Source organism: Phenylobacterium sp. J426 (assembly GCF_024699945.1).
Taxonomy (GTDB): domain Bacteria; phylum Pseudomonadota; class Alphaproteobacteria; order Caulobacterales; family Caulobacteraceae; genus Phenylobacterium.
Genome location: NZ_JAJOMY010000001.1, coordinates 2,802,406 through 2,823,286, shown reverse-complemented (window position 1 = coordinate 2,823,286; position 20,881 = coordinate 2,802,406). Strand labels below are relative to the sequence as shown.

Here is a 20,881-nt window from a genome sequence, read left to right as displayed (position 1 = left end):
CCCTCTCTCGGCACAGCTCCGCCTTGACGAATTCACCGGTGGTGATTGGGTTCCGACCCGCGGCTACATCGCGGCGATCACCGCCAGCAGTACGAGGAGCGGAACGCCGAGCAGGAGGCCGCCGACCTTGATGGCGAACAGTCGCTCGGGGTTGGAATCCGCCCAGATCCGGTACTGCCGCAGCCATTCGGCGCGGACGGCCCGTGGATCGGTCTCGTCGACCGGAGCGACGTCGCCGAACTCGGAGGGCACCCGGTCGAGACGGACGGCGAGCGCGTGCAGACGCAGGACGGCGGCGTCCACGAGCGACGGCTTCGGCGCGGCAGACGCCTCGGCGCCCGCAATGACGGCTTTCCGGAACAAGACACGATCCCCTTGCACAATGACCCGGCAAGCGAACGGTCTTTGCGGGACCCGGTTCCGACGGTAGGGCTTCGGCATGCGCATCTTCATCGACGCCGACGCCTGTCCGGTGAAGGACGAGGCCTACAAGGTCGCCGCCCGCTACGGCCTGAAGACGTTCGTGGTGTCCAACAGCTGGATCCGCACGCCGCAGAGCCCGGCCATCGAGCAGGTGGTCGTCGACGCCGGCCCCGACGTGGCCGACGACTGGATCGCCGAGCGGGCCGCGCCCGGCGACATCGTGGTCACCAACGACATTCCCCTGGCCGACCGGGTGCTGAAGGCGGGCGCGGCCGCCATCGCGCCGAACGGGCGGGCGTTCACCGTCGACAGCATCGGCAGCGCGCTGGCCCAACGGTCGATCATGGAGCACATCCGCTCGACCGGCGAGATCACCGGCGGGCCGAAAGCGTTCGCCCAGGCCGACCGCTCGCGCTTCCTCCAGGCGCTGGACGAGGCGGTGAACCGGGAACGCCGCCGGCGCCGCTAGGGCGCCCTTGCTTACCGCCGCGGTCGCGCTAGCTTCCGGCCCGCCGTTTCAGGGAGACCTTCATGCGCCGCATCCTCGCCACCGCCCTCCTCGCCTCCACCGTGGCCGCCTGCGGCCAGTCGCAATCCGGCGGCGACACGAGCGCGACGACCGAGGCGAGCGCCCCCCGGCCGCGGCGCCCGAGATGTCCGACGCCGAGAAGCAGGCCCTGCTTGCGTCGTTCCCAGCCCCCTACAACACCGCGGACCTGGCCAATGGCGAGGCCAAGTTCGGCCTCTGCCGCTCGTGCCACACCATCACGCCCGACGGCGCGAACATGACCGGCCCCAATCTGCACGGGGTGTTCGGTCAGAAGGCGGCGCAGAACGCAAAGTTCCGGTACTCCGACGCCCTCAAGAACTCCGGCATCGTGTGGGACGCGAACCACCTCGACGAATGGCTGGCCAAGCCGATGACCTACCTGCCCGGCACCAAGATGTCGTTCGCCGGCGTGAAGGACGCTAAGGACCGCACCGACCTGATCGCCTATCTGATGGTCGAGACCGGCCACAAGCCGCAGTAGTTCACGCCAGGCGCGTAGAATCGCCACCCAGACAACCTTGACGCGCATCCCGGCCCGGCGCATGCTGGCGTTCGTCGATCATGCATCTGTCGACGACACCCTTCGGCCGGCCTTCGACCAGGACCGGATCCGCCTCCGCCCGGCTTCCCCCCTTGCCGGCGAGGACCCTTCTCTCGGCCTCCCCGCGTGGGAGGCCGCTTTCTTTCGGAGCTACTCCGCCGCGTTGGCGACGCGGGCCTTCTCGGCCTCCTCGAAGGCCTCGATCCGGCGCGCCGTCGCCATGGGCGACTTCGTGTAGCGGGCCAGCATGTTGTAGAAGACCGGGACGATGAACAGCGTGACGAGGGTGGCGAAGATCGCCCCGAAGAAGATGGTCACGCCGATGGTCTTGCGCGCCTCCCCGCCCATGCCGCCCCAGACGATCAGCGGGATGGCGCCGGCCGCGGCGGAGATGGAGGTCATGATGATCGGCCGGAGGCGCAGCGAGGCGCTCTCGATCACCGCCTCGCGCACCGACAGCCCCTCGTCCCGAAGCTGGTTCGCGAACTCGACGATCAGGATGCCGTTCTTGGCGGCGATGCCCACCAGGATGATCAGCCCGATCTGGCTGTAGGTGTTGATCGAACTGTCGGCGACGAGGAGGCCGAACAGGCCGCCCAGCGTCGCCACAGGCACGGTCAGCATGATCACCGCGGGGTGGATCCAGCTCTCGAACTGAGCCGCCAGCACCAGGAAGACGAGCAGCAGGGCCAGGCCGAAGGCGACGCCGACGGCGCTGGAGGACTCGAGGTAGTCCCGGGCGCCGCCGCCCCATTTCACGCTGCTGGCCACGCCCTGCTCCGACGCCTGACCCCGCAGGAAGTCGATGGCCTCGCCCATGGAGTAGCCGGGACTGAGCTGCGCGGTCAGGGTGATCGACCGGAGGCGATCGACCCGCGACCGATCAGGCGTGTCGCCCCTGACGCGCGTGGTCACGAGGGACGACAACGGCACGGTCTCGCCCGAGGCGGCGCGCACGTAGAGCTTGCCGAGATCCTGCTCGGTCTGGCGGTTCGCCCGGTCGGTCTGCAGGAGGACGTCGTATTCCTGGCCGTTCTTGATGTAGGTCGTCACCCGCCGATTGCCGAACATGGTCTCCAGGGCGCGGCCGACCGCCTGAGCCGAGACGCCAAGGGTGGCGGCCTTGTCGCGATCGATGTCGACGACGACGCGCGGGCTGGTGGGCTCGTAGTCGAGGCGCGGACGGGCGAGGCCCGGGTTCTGCTCGGCAGCGGCGAGGATCGGCCGGATGCGGCGCTCGATCTCGGGATAGTCGTTGCCGGTCAGGATAAGCTGGAGGCTGGACCCGCCGCCGCCGCCGCCGGGGCCGCCCCGCTGCAGGCCGCCCTCCGGCGAGACGATGGCGCGGACGGAGGTGATGCCGCTCAGCTGGCGGTTCAGCTGGGCCGCGAACTCCTGGGTGGTCATGTCGGCCTTGGGCGACAGCATGGTGTTGCCGCCGGCGCTGTTGAAGCTGCTGGGCGCCGCCGAACCGCGGCATCGAAAGCACGTAGCGGTCGAGCGTGCCGTCGTTCACATAGCCCATCAGGATGCGCTCGAGCTGGGCGGCGGCGGCCTTGGTGTAGTCGAAGCCCGCACCTTCGGGACCGGTGATCATCACCTGGGCGCGGCGGCGGTCCTCTTCCGGCGTCAGTTCCTTGGGAAGCGTGGTGAAGACCACGACCGCGAGGCCGGCCAGCAGGAGCACGATCCCCGACGCCGAGACGCTGACCACGCGCTTGCCCAGCAGGCCCTCGAGGGAGTTGTGGTAGGAGTTCCTGAGCTTCTCCATCCCGGTGTCGATGCGACGGGCGAGCCAGCCTTCGCCCTTGGCCGGGCGCAGAAGCTTGGACGCCAGCATCGGCGACAGCGAGAGCGCCATCAGGGCCGAGAAACCTACGGCGGCGGCCACAGCGACGGCCAGTTCGACGAACAGCCGGCCGGTGAAGCCGGGCATGAACATCAGCGGCGCGAAGACCGAGATCAGCACGATGGTCGTCGCGACCACGGCGAAGAACACCTGCCGGGCGCCCGCGCTCGGCGGCCACGATCGGCGGCTCGCCGTCGTCGATGCGGCGCTGGATGTTCTCGACCACCACGATGGCGTCGTCGACGACGAGACCGATCGCCAGCACCAGGGCGAGCAGGGTCAGAAGATTGATCGAGAAGCCCAGCGGGGCCATCACGATGAAGGTCGACAGGATGCAGATCGGCGCAATGATCGAGGGGATCATCGCCGCCCGCCAGGTCCCCAGGAACAGGAAGTTCACCAGCGCCACGCAGCCCAGCGCGATGGCCATGGTGATCCACACCTCCTCGATCGCGTGGCGAGTGAACTCGGTGTAGTCGACCGCCACCTGGAGATCGGTCCCCTTGGGCAGGCCGGACCGGATCTCCTCGATCGTCTCCCGGACGCCGTCGGAGATTTCCAGGTCGTTGGCCAGGCTCTGGCGGAAGATGGCGATGCCGACCTGGTCCTTGCCGTTCGAGCGGAAGCTGCGGCGATGCTCGTCCGCCGCCTCCTCGACGCGGGCGATGTCACCCAGCCGGGTGATGTAGGCCTGGCCCTGAGTGGCCGCCGTGATGTCGCGCGTCGCCCCCTGGGCCGAGCCGGCGCCCGCCGCGCTGCCGCCCAGCGCGGCGGACGCCTGGGTCGAAGCCGCGGCTCGCGAGGGCGTCACCGGCAGGCGCGCGAACTGTTCCGGCGTCGCGTAGCCGCGGGCGACGCGGATGGTGAAGTCCTTGGAGGGCGCCTCGAGCGACCCCGCGGGCAGCTCGAGGTTCTGGCTGTTCAGCGCGCTCTCGACGTCTTCCACGGTGACGCCGCGGGCGGCCATGGCGTCGGGATCGAGCCAGACGCGCATCGAATAGTTCTGGGCGCCGCCGACACCGACATTGGCCACGCCCGGCACCGTGGAGAACCGCTCCACGAGGTAGCGCTGCGCGTAGTCGGTGAGCTGCAGCCGGTTCAGCGTCGTCGACGTGAAGCTCAGGAACATGATCGGCGAGGCGTCGGCGTTCGCCTTCTGGATGGTCGGCGGATCGGCCTGCTGGGGCAGCGCGGCCAGGGTCCGGCTGACGGCGTCGCGCACATCGTTGGCCGCAGCGTCGAGATCGCGGTCGAGGGTGAAGGAGATGTTGATCCGCGAGGAGCCGTCGCGCGACGCCGAGTTGATGCGGTCGATGCCCTCGATGCCGGCGATCTGCCGCTCGATGACCTCGGTGATCCGCTCCTCGATGACCTCCGCGGAGGCGCCGCGGTAGGTGGTGCCGACCGAGACCACGGGCGGGTCGACGCTGGGCAGTTCGCGGACGGTCAGCGACTGGAAGGCCGCGAAGCCGACCACGCAGAGGATGATCGCGGCGACCGCCGCGAAGACGGGCCGCCGGACCGAGATGTCCGAAAGCATCATGCGGGGGTCCCCGCCTTGCCCGGGGCGGCTTGGCCGGCGGGCCGGGCGCCAGGACCGGCGCCGGGCGGCCGGGGGCCGCCCACGCGGATCGGCTGGCCGGGCTGGATCTTGTTGAGGCCGTCGGCGACGATCCGCTCGCCCGGCTGAACGCCGTCGCGGATCTCGACCAGGCCCTGCTGCCGGATGCCGGTGAGGATCGGCCGCTGCTCGGCCACGGTGCGCTCGCCGTTCTGGCGGATCACATAGACGAAGGCGTTGTCGCCCTGCACCGAGACCGCCGACTCCGGCGCGCTGAGGCTCTGGCGTTCCCCACGCGAGACGCCGACGCGCACGAGCATGCCGGGCTTCAATCGGCCGCCGGGGTTCGGGAACTCCGCCCGGGCGGTGATGGCGCGGGTGCGCTCGTCGATGCGGGTGTCCAGCTGGGCGATCCGGCCGGTGATCGTCTCGCCGGGATAGGCGTCGACGTTGGCCAGGATCGTCTGGCCCTGGCGCAGCTGGGCCAGGTAGCGCTCGGGCACCTGGAAATCGACGCGCATCGCGGAGATATCGTCGAGGGTCACGATCGGGGCGCCGGGATTGACGAGAGCCCCCGGGGCCACGTCCGACAGGCCCACGACGCCGGCGAACGGCGCGCGGATCACACGGTCGGCTTCACGGGCGCGGGCGGCCGCGACGTCGGCCTGAGCGGCGCGATAGGAGGCCTCGACTTCATCGACCTGGGCCTTGGAGGCCCAGCCCTGCTGGCCGAGCGTGCGATAGCGTTCGTAGCTGCGCTGCGCCTGGACCAGGCGCGCCTGGGCCTGGGCGACGGCGGCGTCCTGCTCCGTGGCGCGGAGTTCGACGAGGACGGCCCCGCGGGCGACCTGCTGGCCGTCGCGGAACCGAACGCGCTCGACGAGTTGCGTCGTGCCGGCCGTGAGGGTCACCGACTGACGGCCCTTGGCGACGCCGAGCACCTCGATGGTGTCCTTGAAGGCCCGCGGCTGGACCACCGCGACCGAGACCTGGGTCGGGCCGAAACCGCCGCGGCCGCCGCCCTTCGCGGCCGGGCCGCCCGGGCCGCCCGGACCCGCCTTGCCGGCCGCCATCGCGCCGGGCGGGCCCCCAGGGCCGCCGCCTTGGCCGCCGCCGTTCTTCAGCGCAAAGACCTTGATGCCGCCCACGACGACCATGACCGCCAGCACGACGATAGCTGCAGCGAGGAAGAAATGGCGTCGAATCAAGACGTAGGTACTCCGCGCCCGAGATACGGGCTGACGTTCGGGGAGGATGCGCTCTTACGGCGCCTCTGTTGCGCGATCCAGTGACAGCAGGATGGCTTAGCGTTTCGTTGCTGAAACTTACGCGATTAAATCCCTGTCATGTGCGCCATCGGCGCGGGGCGCTCCAATCGGGCGGCGGAAGCACGCCTTTTGCCTCCCCGGCGGAGCGGGCGTTTCCTGGTCCATGGCGTCGGTGTCGCGCCAGATCAGCGCCTCGACGCCCGTGCGGAGGCGCTGCTTCTTGAAGCGCACCTCTTCGCGGTCGCGCCTGGCCTGCGCGTCGGCGTCCTCGCGCTCGGCGCGATTGGCGGCGCGGCGGAGGTTGGCCTGCAGCGCATAGGCGAGGCGGACGGTGCGGCTGGTGCGTTCGAGCGCCGTGGCGAACGCGCGCTGCAGTTCGGCGGGACGCGCGAGACCCGCGTCCTGCACCTCCAGAATGTCAGCGCCGCTCGACCCGGCCCCTGGGGGCTTCGCTGCCGCCGGGATGACAGAAAGGTTTGAGAGGGCTGCTCTACGCGTCGTAGCCTGGGAGATGCCGGTCGAGACGCCGGAGGCAGCCCGGCCAGGCGAGGCCGCCGCCGATGCCGCGCGACGTCTGCATCTTCACCTCGGCCACGGACGCCTCGGGGGGCGAACAGGACGTTCTCGCGGCCGCCGGAGAGCGCCATGATCTGCTGCTTGCAGGCCCGTTCCAGGAAGAACATCCCGACCCAGCAGTCGCCGGCGGTGGCGCCGACCGAGAGCGTGCCGTGGTTGCGCAGCAGCATCAGGTTCTTGTCGCCGATATCGGCGACCAGACGCTCGCGCTCGTCCAGGTTCAGGGCGATGCCCTCATAGTCGTGGTAGGCGAGCCTCGGCAGCACGATCAGCGCATGCTGGGTCAGCGGCAACAGGCCTTCCCGCTGGGCCGAGACGGCGACGCCCTGGTCGGTGTGCAGATGCATCACGAACTTGGCGTCTTCGCGCGCCTCGTGGACGGCTGAGTGGATGGTGAAGCCCGCCGGATTGATGAAGTAGGGGGTTTCCTGAAGGATGTTGCCCTCGAGGTCGATCTTCACCAGCGACGAGGCCGTAATCTCGTCGAACAGCATGCCGTAGGGGTTGATCAGGAAGTGGTGCTCGGGCCCCGGGATACGGGCCGAGATGTGGGTGTAGATCAGGTCGTCCCACCCGTGCAGCGCCACCAGGCGATAGAGCGCGGCGAGTTCGACGCGGGCCTGCCACTCTTCCGCGCTGACCTTGCCCTTCAGCGAGACCACGCCTGCCGCCGATCCGTCCGCCATGGGGCTTCTCCCTTAGATCCGTCGTTGCTTATCGCCGTTCAGGGTCGCGCCACGCGCGTGACGCGTCAAGCGGTCCGCACGCGGGCGACCGCGTCCAACCACCGCGCGTAGGCGCCCTCCCGGAACTGGCCGTCGGCCTTGGGCGCGTAGCCCTCGGTCTGCGGGCGCGACGCGGCGGCCTGGGCGACGTCGCGGTAGACGCCGGCGCCGACGCCGGCGAACAGCGCCGCCCCGAGGGCCGTGGTCTCCCGATAGATCGCCCGACACACCTGGACGCCGGTGAGGTCGGCGAGCCGCTGGCTGAACCAGGGGCTCTTGGACATGCCGCCGTCGATGCGCAGCTCCACGGAGCCGGCGAAGGCCTCAGGGGCGTCGGCGCGCATCGCCTCGACCAGGTCGCGGGTCTGCAAGGCGCAGGCGTCGAAGGCCGCCTGGGCGATCTCCGCGCGGCCGGCGTCGCGGGTCAGGCCGAAGATCGCGCCGCGGGCGTTGGCGTCCCACCACGGCGCGCCGAGGCCCGTGAAGGCGGGCACCAGGGTGACGCCGTGACCCTCGCGGGCGCTGGCGGCGAGCGCCTCCACGGCCTGCGGGCCGCCTTCGACGCCAAGCCCCTCCTCGATCCACTGGATCGCGGGCGCCGGCGATGAAGATCGCGCCCTCGAGGGCATAGGTGGTGCGGCCACCGAGGCGGGCGGCGACCGTCGTCAGCAGGCGCGAGCGCGACGGCGCGCGGGTCTCGCCGGTGTTGATCAGCAGGAAGCAGCCGGTGCCGTAGGTGGCCTTCATCTCACCCGGGCGGATGCACCCCTGCCCCATCAGCGCGGCCTGCTGGTCGCCGGCCACGCCGCGGATGGGGATCGCGCGGCCGAGCAGGCCGGCCTCGGTCTCGCCGAAGTCGCCGGCGCAGTCGCGCACCTCCGGCAGCAGCGACAGGGGCACGTCCAGCAGCTCGGAAAGCTCGGGCGACCATTCGCCGGCGCCGATGTCGAACAGCAGCGTGCGGCTGGCGTTGGTCGCGTCGGTGGCGTGGACCCGGCCGCCGGTCAGCTTCCAGATCAGCCAGGCGTCGATGGTGCCGGCCATCAGCTCTCCGCGCTCGGCGGCGGCCCGCGCCCCCGACACATGATCCAGCAGCCAGGCGAACTTGGTCCCCGAGAAATAGGGATCGAGCAGCAGGCCGGTGAGCTCGGTCACCCGCGGCTCGCAGCCCTTGTCGCGCAGGCGCAGGCACGTGGGCTCGGTGCGGCGGTCCTGCCAGACGATGGCGTTGTGGATCGGCTTGCCGGTGCGGCGATCCCAGATGACCGCCGTCTCCCGCTGGTTGGTGATGCCGATCGCCGCCACCGCCGAGATGTCGCGCCCGGCGCGCTCCACCGCCTCGCGCAGCACGTCGACCGAGGCCTGGAAGATCTCGTCGGCGTCGTGCTCGACCCAGCCGTCGCGGGGATAGACCTGCTTCAGCGGCCGGCCCGCCTCCGCCAGGGCCTGGCCAGCAGGCGTGAAGACGATGGCGCGGGTGCTGGTGGTGCCCTGGTCCAGCGAAAGGATCAGCGGATCGGCCATCTTGAGTGCGTCTTTCCCTGACTTGGGACCGGCGTGTCGGGGCGCGCGCCGGCCTTAAGCATGTCTTCATCCGCGCCCGACAGGATGGCTTACAGCCGTCATCGGTTTGGGCAATGGGGGATTGGGGTTTGAGCGCCGCGCTCAGCAGCGAAAGCCTGCTCGACCTCGCCAAGAGCCGCGCGCCCGCCGATCGGGAGCGCCTGCTCCTGGCGATCGCGGACCTGTGCGACACGCCCCACGCCGGCGAGGCGATGAAGGCCCCGCAGATCCAGGGCCTGCTGTCGTCCATCTTCATGAGCCTGGTCGTCGAGGCCGAGCGCGACATCCGGCAGCGCCTGTCGGAGAAACTGGCCGGCGCCGATTGGGCGCCCGCGGCGCTGATCAATGTGCTGGCGCTGGACGAGATCGAGATCGCCCGGCCGGTGATCGAGAAGAGCCCCCTCCTCCGCGACCTGGACCTGGTGCGCCTGCTGGTCGAGGCCACGATCGAGCATCAGATCGAGATCGCGCGACGGCCGCGGATCTCCCAGAACATCGTCTCGGCCATCCTGCACCAGGGCGAGCCGGCCGTGCTGACGGCCCTGGCGGCCAACGACACCGCCGAACTGTCGCCGCGCGACATGGCCGAGCTGGTCGAGCGATCGCGGCAGATCGCGGCCCTTCGCCAACCGCTCGCGCGACATCCGCGCCTGACCACCGACCTGGCCGAGCGGCTCTACCTGTGGGTGGGACAGGCGCTGAAGAAGTCGCTGGCCGACCGCTTCCGCCTCGACAGCGAGGCCCTGGATCGCGCCCTGGCGCAATCGGTCGTCGAAGCCCACGGCGGCGCGCCGCGCGGCGCAGGCGGCCGCCTTGTCATGGCCCGCGACGGCGAGCGCGAGGAGATGGAGCGGCGGCTGATCGAGAAGCTGCATGGAGCGGGACAGTTGCGGCCCGGCTACCTTGTCCGCGCCCTGCGGGAGGGCCGCCTCACTCTGTTCGTCACCGCCCTGGCGATGCTGGGCCGCTTCGACGGGCAGCATGTGCGACGGGCCATCGACAGCGACCGGCCCGAGCTGCTGGGGCTCGCCTGCGCCGCGGTCGGCATCGATCGCAGCGTCTTCCCGACCATCCTGCAGCTCGTGCGGGACCTGAACGAGGGCCGGCCGGGCGGCGGCCATGAGGCCGCCCGGCGCGCCGTTGGCGCCTTCGCCCCCGTCAGCCCGAGCGTGGCCAGCGCCGCCTTCCGCCAGGCCGCGCAGTCGCTCTGAGCGATCCCCGGGACGGACGCCGCGTCGCCTCTGGACAGATCCGCCGGCTTGCGGCGTGTTGGCCGCCGCATGTTCAAGCCCGAGCCCTTCGTCACCCGCCTGACCTTCGTCGCCAGCGACCGGCCCGAGGCCCTGGAGGCGCGCGAGCGCCTGGCCGAGCGCTACGGCGACGCCGGCGACGAGCGGGCGCAGGTGGTCGTGGCCCTGGGTGGCGACGGCTTCATGCTGGAGACGGTCCACCGTTGCATGGCGACGGGCAAGCCGATCTACGGGATGAACCGGGGCTCGGTCGGCTTTCTGATGAACGAGTACAGCGAGGACGGCCTGCTGGAGCGGATCAACGCCGCCGAACAGGCGGTCATTCACCCTCTGCGGATGAAGGCGAAGGACATCCACGGCCAGCCCCACGAGGCGCTGGCGTTCAACGAGGTCTCGCTCCTGCGGCAGACGCGCCAGACGGCGAAGCTGCGCATCTCGGTGGACGGCAAGGTGCGGCTGGGCGAGCTCTCCTGTGACGGGGCGCTGGTCGCGACGCCTGCGGGCTCGACGGCCTACAATCTCTCGGCCCATGGCCCGATCATCCCGCTGGACGCCAAGATCCTGGCGCTGACGCCGATCAGCGCGTTTCGGCCGAGGCGGTGGCGCGGGGCGCTGCTGGCGCATACCGCCAAGGTCGATTTCCAGATCCTCGAGGCGGACAAGCGGCCGGTCAGCGCCGTGGCCGACAATTTCGAGGTCCGCGACGTGGCCGAGGTGCGCGTCGCCGAGGACCGGCACGTCTCGATCACCATGCTGTTCGACGCCGGCCGCAGCCTGGAGGAGCGGGTCCTGGCCGAGCAGTTCGCAGTCTGAGTAACCGGGCTGGGCGGCCATCAGGTGTTATTAACAGGTTGGCCCTAGGCTCGCGGAGCGATCCTCCCAGGAGCCCCACCGTGAGCGAGCAGAAGTCCGGTCACCTGATCCAGCCGTCGAACGCCCTCCGTCTGAAGGTCGGCGGCGGACGCCTCGGCATGATCGACGCCTCGGCGATCGCGAAGGCGGAGGCCGCCCTCGCCAGCCTGTCCGGCAACTTCGCCCAGTGGCTGAACGACGAGGTCGCCAAGCTGGAGGCCGCGCGCCAGATGGTGCGGGCCGAAGGCGTGACCGCCGACACCATGGAGACGCTGTACCTGCGCGCCCACGACCTGAAGGGCCTGGGCGCCACCTACGGCTTCCCGCTGATCACCCGCATCGCCGGCCTGCTGTGCCGACTGATCGACGACAAGGCCAAGCGCACCGAAGCGCCGATGCCGCTGATCGACGCCCATATCGACGCGATCAAGGCCGCCGTCCGCGACGGCATCAAGGACGTGGAGCATCCGATCGGCAAGGCGCTGGTCCAGGAGCTGGAGACCCGCGTCCGCGAACTGGGCGCCTAGCCGCCGATCCGCTCCATAGGCTCCGCGACCGCGCCGTAGCCGGCGTCGGGCGGCAGCACCAGCACGCGCCCCTCGGGCCGCGTCTCCACCTGCGGCAGCACGGGAACGAGCCTGCGCGCTGCGGCGCGGGCTACCGCGTCGGCGGCGCTCTTCGCCTCGCCCAGGAGCTGGAGGTTCATCCGCGTCGGGAAGATGACGGTGCGCTGGCCGGCTTCGGCCAGATCCAGTGCTTCCCGCGGCGCGATCCACTCGGCGTCGACCGTTTCGCGGCCGTCGCAGGCTGCCAGCTGGTTCTCGGGCGCGCGGACGGCGTAGAACCAGGTGTCGAACCGCTTCGGCATCATGGTGGGGGGTGATCCAGCGGGCGAAGACGGTCAGCGCATCGAGGCTGAGGCGAACGCCCAGCTCGCGCACCACCTCGAGGAATGGGACCTCGCCCCGGTCCACGGCCTCGCGAACGGCCGGATCGCAGGCCTCTTCGAACAGCCCGCCGTCCGTGCGCCGGGCGAGCAGGATGCCCGCCTCCTCGAAACATTCCCGCACGGCGGCGATGCGCAGCGCCCGCTGCTCGGTGTCGAACGCCTCCCAGCCGGTCGCGTGCTGGACCCACGCAGGGTCGTGGTCGCCGGCGTGGGTCTTGCCGCCCGGGAACACCAGGGCCCCGGAGGCGAAGTCGATCTGATGGTGGCGCTTGACCATCAGCACCTCGAAGGCGGGGTCGTCGCGCAGGAGCAGAAGGGTGGCGGCGGGCTTCGTCTCGGAGGCGGTCATGCCGCCAGCTTGGGACTGGGAAGGGGCGCGGGCAAGGGCGCCGCGAGGGAAGGCTGTCGCCGGCGGTCAGGCGCTCTCGACCGTCTCGCGCACGGCGGAGGCGGCGCGGTCCATGCGGTCCAGCAGATAGTCGACGTCCTCGCGGGCCGCGGCCTGCGGCTGGGTGAGGAACCGCTGCAGCATCCGCTCCTGGAAGCGCTCGCGATCTCGCGGACCGCCGTCGAACTCCATGGCGTGAAAGGTGTCGACCGCGGCCCTGAAGGCGGGGAACAGCCGCGCCGGCAGGCCCGCGCGCTCGTAGATGGCGCGAAGGCCCAGGGGACCGGCGTCGTGGATCATCAGCCAGGTGCGGTGGTGCGGCACGCCGGCGAGTTCGGCCACGCTCCACTCGAAGAAGGTCATGTGACCGTGGGCGAGCGCGCGGAGCAGCAAGGAGGCGGTGAGACGCTGCTCGGCGTGCAGATGGGCGACGAACCCCTTCACGTCGGCCGCACGGCCGGCCTGGTCCACGAGGTCGACGGTGGCCCGCTCAGCGACGCCGACCGCCACCTCAAGCGCGGCTTCGGGCGAGACGGCGTGCCGGCTGACGAGATGGTCCCGCAGACTGTCGCCGACCAGGGTGATGAGGCGTTCGGTGACCGACAGCGGCAGGACGTTGCGATAGGCGATCGCCGCCAGCACCCGCTCGGACTCGGCGAAGCGGCCCATCGCCCTTTGCAGGGCGTCCTCGCCGAAGTCGGCCTTGTCGTTGCCGCAGGCGACCGCGACCGCCCGCTCGCTGCCGTGCTCGGCGATGGCGTCGGCGACCTTGCGGCCGATCTCGGGGCGCTTGGCGATCGCGAGCTGGCGGACCGGCCCGCCCAGGCGCACGATCTCGGCCAGGTCGTCGTCGGTGAAGACCGGCGAGACGGCCAGCATCGGCAGGCAGATGGCCTCCACGTCGCGGGCCAGCTTCATGGCGACGTCGCGCGGCACGACCGGCGAGGCCTTCAGCGTCTCGACCAGGGCGCGGCGCACCAGCACGGCGGCGTCCGCGGCCATAACCCGCAGGATCTCCGCGGCTATGGTGCGCTCCTCGTCGGTAAGGACCGCGCGCTCGATGCCGATGCAGAGCTTGCGGGCGGCGAGAGCCCGTTCGTCAGCCGTCGCGCCTTTGACCAGCGTACGGATGTCGCTCTCCGTCAACGCTGAACGCGTCGTCGCCATAAACCCCGCCCAAGACCCCTACTCCGGTAGCTCCGGAGTCCCACGAGTCGAGTTATCGACCGTTAAGCTTAATGAGTGGTTGCCGGGCGAATCTGTGGATTAAGGTTGTCGCGTAACCCCGCGCCAACCCCACGGCGACTAGCCTTCCCGGAAGCTTCGGGAAGGAACCGCCGATGTCCAGAGCGCGCATCGCCGAAGACGTCGGCGGCCTCAGCGTCAACGAACAGGGCATGAAGGCGCAGGCGGCCCTGCTGCCCTACGCCCTGGCGGCGTTCGGCGTGTGCCTGCCGGTCTTCGTGTGGGCCGGCAGCCATGCGGCCAACGCCGCCTGGATGAGCGCGACCTTCGCCCTCTTCGCGATGGGCTGGGGCGCCTTCTACGGCGTGGTGAACTGGCTGAAGACCCAAGCCTCCCACGACCTCCGCCGCCGGGCCCGCGTACAGGTCCTGGGCGGCCTGATCTGGGCGGGGGCCATCGCCCAGCTCGCCATCTTCGCCGACGGCGCTGGGCCGGCCCGCGAGGCGCTGGTCCTGATGTCCCTCGCGGCGGCGCTGATCTCGGTGTTCTTCGCCGCGCCGTGGCTGCCCAGCCTGCTGATCGTGGCCCCGGCGGCGCTGGCCGGTCCCCTGGTCGTCCTCTTCAGCCGCTCGCAGGACGCGGCGCTGGCCAAGCTGGGCCTGGCGGCCACCGCGCTGGCCCTGGCGCTGGCGCTGCTCGTCAATCGCATCCTCCGCAGCCAGTACGGCCTCGCGGCCGAGCGCGAGCAACTGATCGCCGAGCGGGCCGAGCAGGCCGAGGCGGCCCGACGGCTGGCCCGCGCGAAGACCGACCTGGTCGCGACGCTGTCCGACGAGATCCGCAACGGCCTGAACGGCGTCGCCCACATGCTGGCCTCCGCCGCCGGGCCCGGCGGCCGCGCCGCACCCTCGCGCCAGCAGCTCGCCGCCGCCCGCGACGCGGTCGAGGACCTGCTGTCGGTTCTGGAGACCACCGTCGACGCCGAGACCGCTGAGGCCGGCGCATTGTCGGTCGAGCCACGTCCCGTTGACCTGATCGCCATCGCCCGTGACCTGGTGCTGCAGCATCGCCCGGCCGCCGCCGCCAAGGGTCTGGAGATCGGCCTGCACATCGACGGCGAAGCGCCGGGCGCCGCGATCGCCGATCCCGCCCGGATCCGGCAGGTGCTGGCCGCCCTGATCGGCAATGCCGTGAAGTTCACCGTCCGCGGGCGGGTCGAGGCGCGGATCTCGGCCGAAGGCGGCCGTATCGCCGTGGCCGTCGCCGACACCGGCCCCGGCCTGAACGAGGAGGAACTGGCGATCGCCATGCAGCCGTTCCGACGCGTGGCGCGCACCAGCGCCGGCGCACCCGGCGCGGGTCTTGGCCTGCCGCTGGCCTGCCGGCTCGCCGGCCTGATGGGCGGCGAGGTGCGGGCGCAGAGCGCGCCCGGCGTGGGCTCGTGCTTCGTCGTCGAGCTGCCCTATGACGCAGCGGCCGCGCCGCCGGCCCGGGACGCCGTCTCGGCCGCCGAGGCCGAGCCCCGGCGCCTGCGCGTGCTGATCGCCTGCGAGCAGGCGCTGAACGCGGCCATGCTGCGCGCCACGCTTGAACAGCTGGGCCACCAGGTGGTGCAGGCCGCCGACGCCGACCGGGCGGTGGAACTGGCGAGGGTCTGCAACCTCGACATGGCCTTCGTCGAGCGGCCGGCCGCGGTGGCGGCGCTGCGCGGTCTGGCCGCCGACGCGGGGAAGACGCCGGTCATCGCCCTGATCGAGGGCGGCGGGGCCGACGAAGCCGACGCCTGCCGCGCGGCGGGGGCCGACGCCCTGCTGCGCAAGCCGGTGGCCGCGCCCGCCGCCGCACGCGCCATCGCCGAGGCGCTGTCGGCCAGAACGCCCGCCAATGACCGTGCGGTAGCCTGACAAGCGCTCCAACGCCTGTTTAAATCCCCGAAACCGGGGAGAGAACGCGTGCTGCTGCAGGGCCTGAGAGTCGTCGACTTCACCGCCTACATCGCCGGTCCCGGAGCGGCCGCCATCCTAGGCGACTGGGGCGCCGACGTCATCAAGGTGGAGCGTCCCGAGGGCGACGCCATGCGCCACATCTTCGGCGACCTGAAGACGGACCTGGGCGCCAACCCGACCTTCGACGTCGACAACCGCGGCAAACGCGGCATCGTGCTGGACATCGGCAAACCAGAGGGCCGAGAGGCGCTGGCCAGGCTGGCCGCCGAGGCCGACGTGTTCCTGACGAACGTTCGACCGGCCTCGCTGAAGAAATACGGCCTGGACGCGGACACCCTGCGGGCCGCCAATCCAAGGCTGGTCTATGCGGTGATCACCGGCTTTGGGCTGGAAGGCCCGGACGCGCACAAGCCGGGCTTCGACGTCACGGCCTTCTGGGCCCGGGCCGGTGTCGCGGCCATGACCGCGCCCAAGGGCATGGACCCGTTCCTGCTGCGCTCGGGCGTCGGCGACCACACCACCTCCCTGGCGACGGTCTCGGCCATCCTGGCGGCGCTGTACGAGCGCGAGCGGACGGGCGAAGGCCGACTGGTGCAGACATCACTGCTGGCCACCGGCGTCTATGTGATGAGCTCGGACCTGGCAGTGCAGCTGAAGTTCGGCCGCGTCGCCTCGGCGCGGACCCGGGACAATCCGATCAATGCGCTGGCCAACTTCTACCGCAGTTCGGACGGCCGCTGGTTCGTGCACAATCCGCGCGGCTCGGGCGGCGGCTGGGAAGCATTCTGCCAGGTGATCGAGCGTCCGGACCTGATCACCGACGCACGGTTCGCCACCGGCAAGGCGCGGCGCGAGAACGCCAAGGCGCTGACCGAAGAGTTCGACAAGGGCTTCGCCGCCCTGCCCTTCGAAGAGATCGCCCGCCGGCTGGACGCGGCCGACCTGGTCTGGGCGCCGGTGCAGACGCCGGCCGACGTCGCCGCAGATCCCCAGGCCGAGGCGGCCGGGGCGTTCATCGAAATCGACGATGGCCAGGGCGGAACCACCCGCTCGATCGCCGCACCGGCCCGGTTCCCCGGTGTGGACCAGACCCGCCGGCCGCCCTCGCCGAAGCTTGGCGAACATACCCGCGAGGTCCTGCGCGAGCTTGGCTACAGGGAGCCCGAAATCGAGGCGATGATCGCAGGGGGCGCGGCGGCCGCGTGAGGTCCTAGGCCGGGCGCTCGAGCTTGTCGCCCGCCGGTTCCGGGTCGGGAGCGCCGGCGTAGGCGGCGCTGAGCTGACGGTAGTAGCGGGAGTTGAAGGCGAGCAGGGTCACGATGACCCCCACGACGCCCGCCAGCGTGAAGACCAGCGCGATTCCCCGGTCGGGCCCGCGGCCGAACCAGTCGCCGATGGCGTCGGCGCCCGCGCCGTCGGTCATCAGGGGGATGAAATAGAACTGGGTGAGCGGGCCCATCAGAAAGGCGGTGACCGGCGAGGCCGCCTGCTCCACAGACTGGGCGAAGCCGAAGACCCGGCCCTGGCGCTCGAACGGCACGACCTTCTGCAGCGTGGTGTGCTCGGCCGCCTCAGCATAGGGGCCCAGGAACATCCAGACGAAGCAACCGGCGGCGAGCAGCAGGATCCACGGTTGCAGCGTGAAGACGCAGCAGACCGCCCAGGCGATGAGGTTCGCCAGCATCAGCGTGCGCAGCGGATTGGAGCCGAGCCCGGTCCGCGAGATGAGGACGCCGGAGATGATGAACGCCGTGGAGATCACGCCCCAGAGCAGTCCCCAGACCTGGACCGACACGAGCGACAGGCCGTAGGCGTCCATCAGCGCCATGAAGATGCCGCCCAGGAAGTTGTTGATCGTGGCGAAGAAGATCAGGGCGAACAGCCCCGGCACGGCCGCGATCACCTTCAGCGTGCCGCGCAGGTCCAGCCGCTTGGCTTCGTCAGGATGCGCCTCGGAGCGCGGCGCGGGCTCGTCTATGCGGACGAACAGCAGGTGCAGGAAGACGCCGACGCTGCAGACCATCGCCAGGGCCAGGGTCGCCGACATGCCGCCCCAGGCGACCAGGAAGCCGCTGATCACCGAGGTGGTGAGGAAGCCCACGCCCGTCACCATGCCGACGAGCCCGTTGGCCCGGTCGCGACGGCCCTCCGGGATAAGCGCCGTCACCAGGGTCGGCAGGGCGATGCTCCGGATATTGCCGGCGATCATCCCCAGCATGACCAGCAGGACGAACAGCCAGAGCTCGAAACCAGCCACATCGCGCATGGCCGGCTCGCCGACGGCCTGGTGGAAGGCGAGCGCGGCCCCGTAGAAGATCAGCGAGACGATGCTGGAGGCCAACATCACCCGCTTCTTGCGATGATGGTCGACGAGGCTGCCGAACCACATGGCGAAGGCTGCGGTGAAGACCACGTAGATGCCGGCGATCATGCCGGTGGCGAAGACCGATCGCGTCTCGAGGAAGATCCAGAACGTGAGTGCGAACCAGACCGTGTAGTTGGTCACGTTGGCCACGAGGTTGTTGGCCAGAAGGTGATAGAACGGTCTCATGCGCGCGGCCCGGCTCAGGGACCGCCTGGCCCCGCTTGCATCAGATATGGGCGTTTCGCCGGACGCGGCTAGGCCGGCGCGTCCAGTTCCCCCAGCGCCGGCGCGATCTCGTCGAGCAGTTCGCGCGCCAGAAAGCCCACAGGGGCGATGCGGGCGGCGAGGCGGCGTCCCGCCGCGCCGTGGACATAGGAGCCCCAGGCCGCGGCCTGGGCCGGCGGCGCGCCACGCGCCAGAAGGCCGCCGATCACGCCCGACAACACATCGCCCGATCCGGAGGTGGCCAGGCCCGGACAGCCGCCGACGTTTCGCCAGGCCCGGCCATCGGGCGAGACGATGAAGGTCTGCGCGCCCTTTAGCGCGACGACGGCGTGGAGGTCGGCGGCCAGCGTGCGCGCGGCGTCCAGCGGATCGGCCTCGACGTCGGCCCTGTCGCGCCCCAGGAGGCCGGCCATCTCGCCGGCGTGGGGGGTGAGCACGAGGCGTCCGCCGTGGCGTCGGGCGCGGCCGGGCTCCTGCGCGAGCCGCGGCATGGCGGCGGCGTCGACGACCATCGGCGGCCCGTCGGGCTGCATAAGCCGGAGCGCGAGCTCGCCCGCCGCTTCGCTGTCGAGCAGGCCGGGCCCGATCACCACGGCGTCGGCGCGGTCGACCGCCGCCTCCAGAGGGTCGGCGGCCTCGGGCGCGAGCTCGCCTTCAGGCGTCTCGGGCAGACCGAAAACCCGCGCCTCCGGAAGCGACAGCGCCAGATGGGTGGCGAAGGACGCCGGCGCGGCGACCTGCAGCTTGCCGGCGCCGGCCCGCAGCGCGGCCACCGCGGCGAGGAGCACCGCCCCGGCGACCGGCGTCGCGCCGCCCGCGACTAGGACCCGGCCACGCGACTCCTTGTCGGTCTCGGTCTGGACCGTGGGCAACGGCCAGGCGCGCAGGCTGGTCGGCGTAAGTTCGGTCAGGCTCATCGGGCGGCGACCGCCGCGTCCGGCTCTCGGGTGACCGGCGCGCCCTCGCGCTCCAGGGGGCGACGAAGTTGTACCGATGCAGCTTCAGGCAGCCGTTGGGGCCTTCGGCCGGGTGGAAGCGGTACTCGGTCACCGAGCAGTTGGCCACGTCCGCCTGGCGGTCGATGGCGAGGATCTCGGTCTCGGTCATCTCCTCCAGCAGATAGCGCAGGCAGAGCACGACGACCTGGTGGGTGACGATCAGCACGCGCTGGCCGGCATGGTGCAGCGACAGCGTGTCCAGAGCGCTGCGCAGCCGCAGGATCACGTCGCACCAGCTCTCCCCGCCCGGCGGGCGATGGTAGAACTTGCCCAGCAACCGGCGGAACTCGGCCTGATCGGGAAAGTCGGCCTCGATGCCGGCGCGCGTGAGGCGGTCGAGGACGCCGAACTCCTTCTCGCGCAACCGCTCGTCGGGCGTCGGCCGCTTGGCCTCGGGCGAGAAGCCGCCGCAGTCGCGCATGATGTCCGCGGTCTGGAGCGCCCGCAGATAGGGCGAGGTCAGGACCACCTCCGGCCGCTCGTCGGGGGCCTGGCGCGAGAACCAGTGGCCAAGGGCGCAGGCCTGCTCATGGCCCAGCGGCGACAGCGGCACGTCGACGTCGCGCTCGGCGATGTCGATGCGCGGCAGCTTGTCGGCCTCGGCGAGGTCGCGGGCGACGTTTCCGGCGCTCTGGCCGTGGCGGACGATCCACAACCGTTCGGGCCAGCGCTGCGCCATCTCTTCAAACCTTCGCCGAAAGGACCAACGGCGAACCCAACGCGGTGCGGGCGGTTTGTGCTCCCGCTCCCTAGGAGGCGTCGCGGCTGTCGGAGAGCACCTTCAGCATCTCGGAGGTGAACAGCGAGCCGGTCAGGCGCGAGCCCACGCCCAGTTGGTCGTTCGGCTGCGAGCCCTTGAGGATGAGCTGGATCAGCGCCTCTTCCTCCCTCTGCCGCGAGAGCTTCCGGGCCGAGGCGTATTCGAGGAAGCCGCCGTCGTCGTCGGAGGCGCGCTCACCGGCCGTGGCCGCCCCGGCGCCGCCGGTGCGCGTGAGGTTCGCGTAGACCTCCTGCACCGTCGCGGCTCGGCCGTCGCGGTAGAAGATGGCGCGGTTGGCCTGCGCCGCCTCGGGGAAGAGCGCGGCGGCGGACACGCCGGGGCGGCTCTGCACCGCCTCGATCAGCTTCGCCGAGCCCTGGGGGCCGAGGAAGTGGGCGGCATAGAGCTCGCCAGCCGTCGGCGTGCGCCCTGTGCGGCCCTTCAGATAGGCGGCGTGGTCGGAGGCCAGTTCGCCGGCCATCAGCGAGGCGGCGTGCGGATCCAGGCGCAGGTCCATGACCGCGCGACGGGCTTCGGCCCCCTGGACGCGGTAGCGGCCGTCGGCGCCCTGGGTGATCAGGTCGGCGTAGCGGGCGTAGCCGTACTTGGAGCCGTGGGTCTTCAGCGTCTGCAGCCAGGTCTGCTCGACGAACTGGAAGAGGCCGGCCGCCGAGGACGAGGAGGCGCGCGCCGTCGGATTGAAGCCGCTCTCGCGATGAGCGGTCTTCATCAGGAAGCTGAAATCGACGCCGGTCGCCTTGGAGGCGCGATCGATCGCAGCCTCGACGATCCCGCGAATCCCCTGGACGGCCATGGGCTTACGGATGCGGCGGACGTGGTTAACGCGGCGCTAACCATATCCGCCCGGCGGCAGTTGACAGATGTAATCTTTGAGCTCAAATCTACT

The 20,881-nt window shown here is 71.0% G+C and carries 15 protein-coding genes and 4 pseudogenes; 7 read left to right on the top strand and 12 right to left on the bottom strand.

Annotated elements, in window-relative coordinates:
* Window positions 1-63 precede the first annotated feature (63 nt).
* On the bottom strand, window positions 64-363 hold the full coding sequence (locus tag LRS10_RS14820; RefSeq protein ID WP_257837947.1) for a hypothetical protein: 300 nt from the start codon (window positions 361-363) through the stop codon (window positions 64-66).
* Between the two features lie 76 nt (window positions 364-439).
* Between LRS10_RS14820 and LRS10_RS14815 the strand changes: the two genes are divergently transcribed.
* Entirely contained in the window at window positions 440-892 is a 453-nt protein-coding gene (locus tag LRS10_RS14815) for a YaiI/YqxD family protein (protein ID WP_257837946.1), read from the top strand.
* A 184-nt stretch (window positions 893-1,076) separates the two neighbouring features.
* Complete coding sequence (locus tag LRS10_RS14810) at window positions 1,077-1,454, top strand: cytochrome c family protein (protein ID WP_308237962.1); 378 nt, start codon at window positions 1,077-1,079, stop codon at window positions 1,452-1,454.
* A gap of 210 nt (window positions 1,455-1,664) precedes the next feature.
* Here LRS10_RS14810 and LRS10_RS14805 read toward each other — a convergent pair.
* The 5 genes and pseudogenes from LRS10_RS14805 to glpK all read right to left on the bottom strand — a co-directional run bounded on the left by LRS10_RS14805 (window position 1,665) and on the right by glpK (window position 9,017).
* A pseudogene (locus tag LRS10_RS14805) lies at window positions 1,665-4,903 on the bottom strand (efflux RND transporter permease subunit).
* Entirely contained in the window at window positions 4,903-6,132 is a 1,230-nt protein-coding gene (locus LRS10_RS14800; protein ID WP_257837945.1) for an efflux RND transporter periplasmic adaptor subunit, read from the bottom strand. Before LRS10_RS14800 ends, LRS10_RS14805 begins: the two are co-directional and overlap by 1 nt.
* A gap of 117 nt (window positions 6,133-6,249) precedes the next feature.
* The gene (locus tag LRS10_RS14795) at window positions 6,250-6,600 is read right to left on the bottom strand and encodes a hypothetical protein (protein WP_257837944.1); all 351 of its coding nucleotides are present in this window, start codon (window positions 6,598-6,600) and stop codon (window positions 6,250-6,252) included.
* Window positions 6,601-6,682: 82 nt separating this feature from the next.
* A pseudogene (locus LRS10_RS14790) lies at window positions 6,683-7,454 on the bottom strand (class II aldolase/adducin family protein).
* 65 nt (window positions 7,455-7,519) lie between these two features.
* Window positions 7,520-9,017 (bottom strand): annotated as a pseudogene (gene glpK / locus LRS10_RS25200) (glycerol kinase GlpK).
* Window positions 9,018-9,145: 128 nt separating this feature from the next.
* Between glpK and LRS10_RS14775 the strand changes: the two are divergent.
* The 3 genes from LRS10_RS14775 to LRS10_RS14765 all read left to right on the top strand — a co-directional run bounded on the left by LRS10_RS14775 (window position 9,146) and on the right by LRS10_RS14765 (window position 11,685).
* The gene (locus tag LRS10_RS14775) at window positions 9,146-10,267 is read left to right on the top strand and encodes a DUF2336 domain-containing protein (protein WP_257837942.1); all 1,122 of its coding nucleotides are present in this window, start codon (window positions 9,146-9,148) and stop codon (window positions 10,265-10,267) included.
* Window positions 10,268-10,336: 69 nt separating this feature from the next.
* The gene (locus LRS10_RS14770; protein ID WP_257837941.1) at window positions 10,337-11,119 is read left to right on the top strand and encodes an NAD kinase; all 783 of its coding nucleotides are present in this window, start codon (window positions 10,337-10,339) and stop codon (window positions 11,117-11,119) included.
* 80 nt (window positions 11,120-11,199) lie between these two features.
* The gene (locus LRS10_RS14765; protein WP_257837940.1) at window positions 11,200-11,685 is read left to right on the top strand and encodes an Hpt domain-containing protein; all 486 of its coding nucleotides are present in this window, start codon (window positions 11,200-11,202) and stop codon (window positions 11,683-11,685) included.
* On the opposite strand, the gene LRS10_RS24500 is transcribed toward LRS10_RS14765, so the two are convergent.
* Together LRS10_RS24500 and LRS10_RS14755 are read right to left on the bottom strand one after the other, a co-directional pair.
* Window positions 11,682-12,026 carry a hypothetical protein gene (locus LRS10_RS24500; protein ID WP_308237961.1) on the bottom strand — a complete coding sequence of 115 codons (345 nt, stop codon included), beginning with the start codon at window positions 12,024-12,026 and terminating at the stop codon, window positions 11,682-11,684. The genes LRS10_RS14765 and LRS10_RS24500 overlap by 4 nt on opposite strands.
* A 496-nt stretch (window positions 12,027-12,522) precedes the next feature.
* Entirely contained in the window at window positions 12,523-13,662 is a 1,140-nt protein-coding gene (locus LRS10_RS14755; RefSeq protein WP_257837939.1) for a DUF2336 domain-containing protein, read from the bottom strand.
* A 173-nt stretch (window positions 13,663-13,835) separates the two neighbouring features.
* On the opposite strand from LRS10_RS14755, the gene LRS10_RS14750 reads away from it, so the two are divergent.
* Window positions 13,836-15,584 carry a hybrid sensor histidine kinase/response regulator gene (locus tag LRS10_RS14750; RefSeq protein WP_257837938.1) on the top strand — a complete coding sequence of 583 codons (1,749 nt, stop codon included), beginning with the start codon at window positions 13,836-13,838 and terminating at the stop codon, window positions 15,582-15,584.
* Window positions 15,585-15,632: 48 nt separating this feature from the next.
* Window positions 15,633-16,832: a CaiB/BaiF CoA-transferase family protein gene (locus tag LRS10_RS14745; protein WP_257837937.1), complete on the top strand. Its 1,200-nt coding sequence runs from the start codon at window positions 15,633-15,635 to the stop codon at window positions 16,830-16,832.
* A gap of 4 nt (window positions 16,833-16,836) precedes the next feature.
* On the opposite strand, the gene LRS10_RS14740 is transcribed toward LRS10_RS14745, so the two are convergent.
* The 4 genes and pseudogenes from LRS10_RS14740 to LRS10_RS14725 form a co-directional block, all read right to left on the bottom strand.
* Window positions 16,837-18,177 carry an MFS transporter gene (locus LRS10_RS14740; RefSeq protein WP_257837936.1) on the bottom strand — a complete coding sequence of 447 codons (1,341 nt, stop codon included), beginning with the start codon at window positions 18,175-18,177 and terminating at the stop codon, window positions 16,837-16,839.
* Between the two features lie 68 nt (window positions 18,178-18,245).
* Window positions 18,246-19,133 carry an NAD(P)H-hydrate dehydratase gene (locus LRS10_RS14735; RefSeq protein ID WP_257837935.1) on the bottom strand — a complete coding sequence of 296 codons (888 nt, stop codon included), beginning with the start codon at window positions 19,131-19,133 and terminating at the stop codon, window positions 18,246-18,248.
* A 121-nt stretch (window positions 19,134-19,254) separates the two neighbouring features.
* A pseudogene (locus tag LRS10_RS14730) lies at window positions 19,255-19,893 on the bottom strand (histidine phosphatase family protein); the annotation flags it as partial.
* A gap of 70 nt (window positions 19,894-19,963) precedes the next feature.
* Window positions 19,964-20,788 (bottom strand): transglycosylase SLT domain-containing protein, encoded by an 825-nt coding sequence (locus tag LRS10_RS14725; protein WP_257837934.1) that lies wholly within the window; start codon window positions 20,786-20,788, stop codon window positions 19,964-19,966.
* Window positions 20,789-20,881 lie beyond the last annotated feature (93 nt).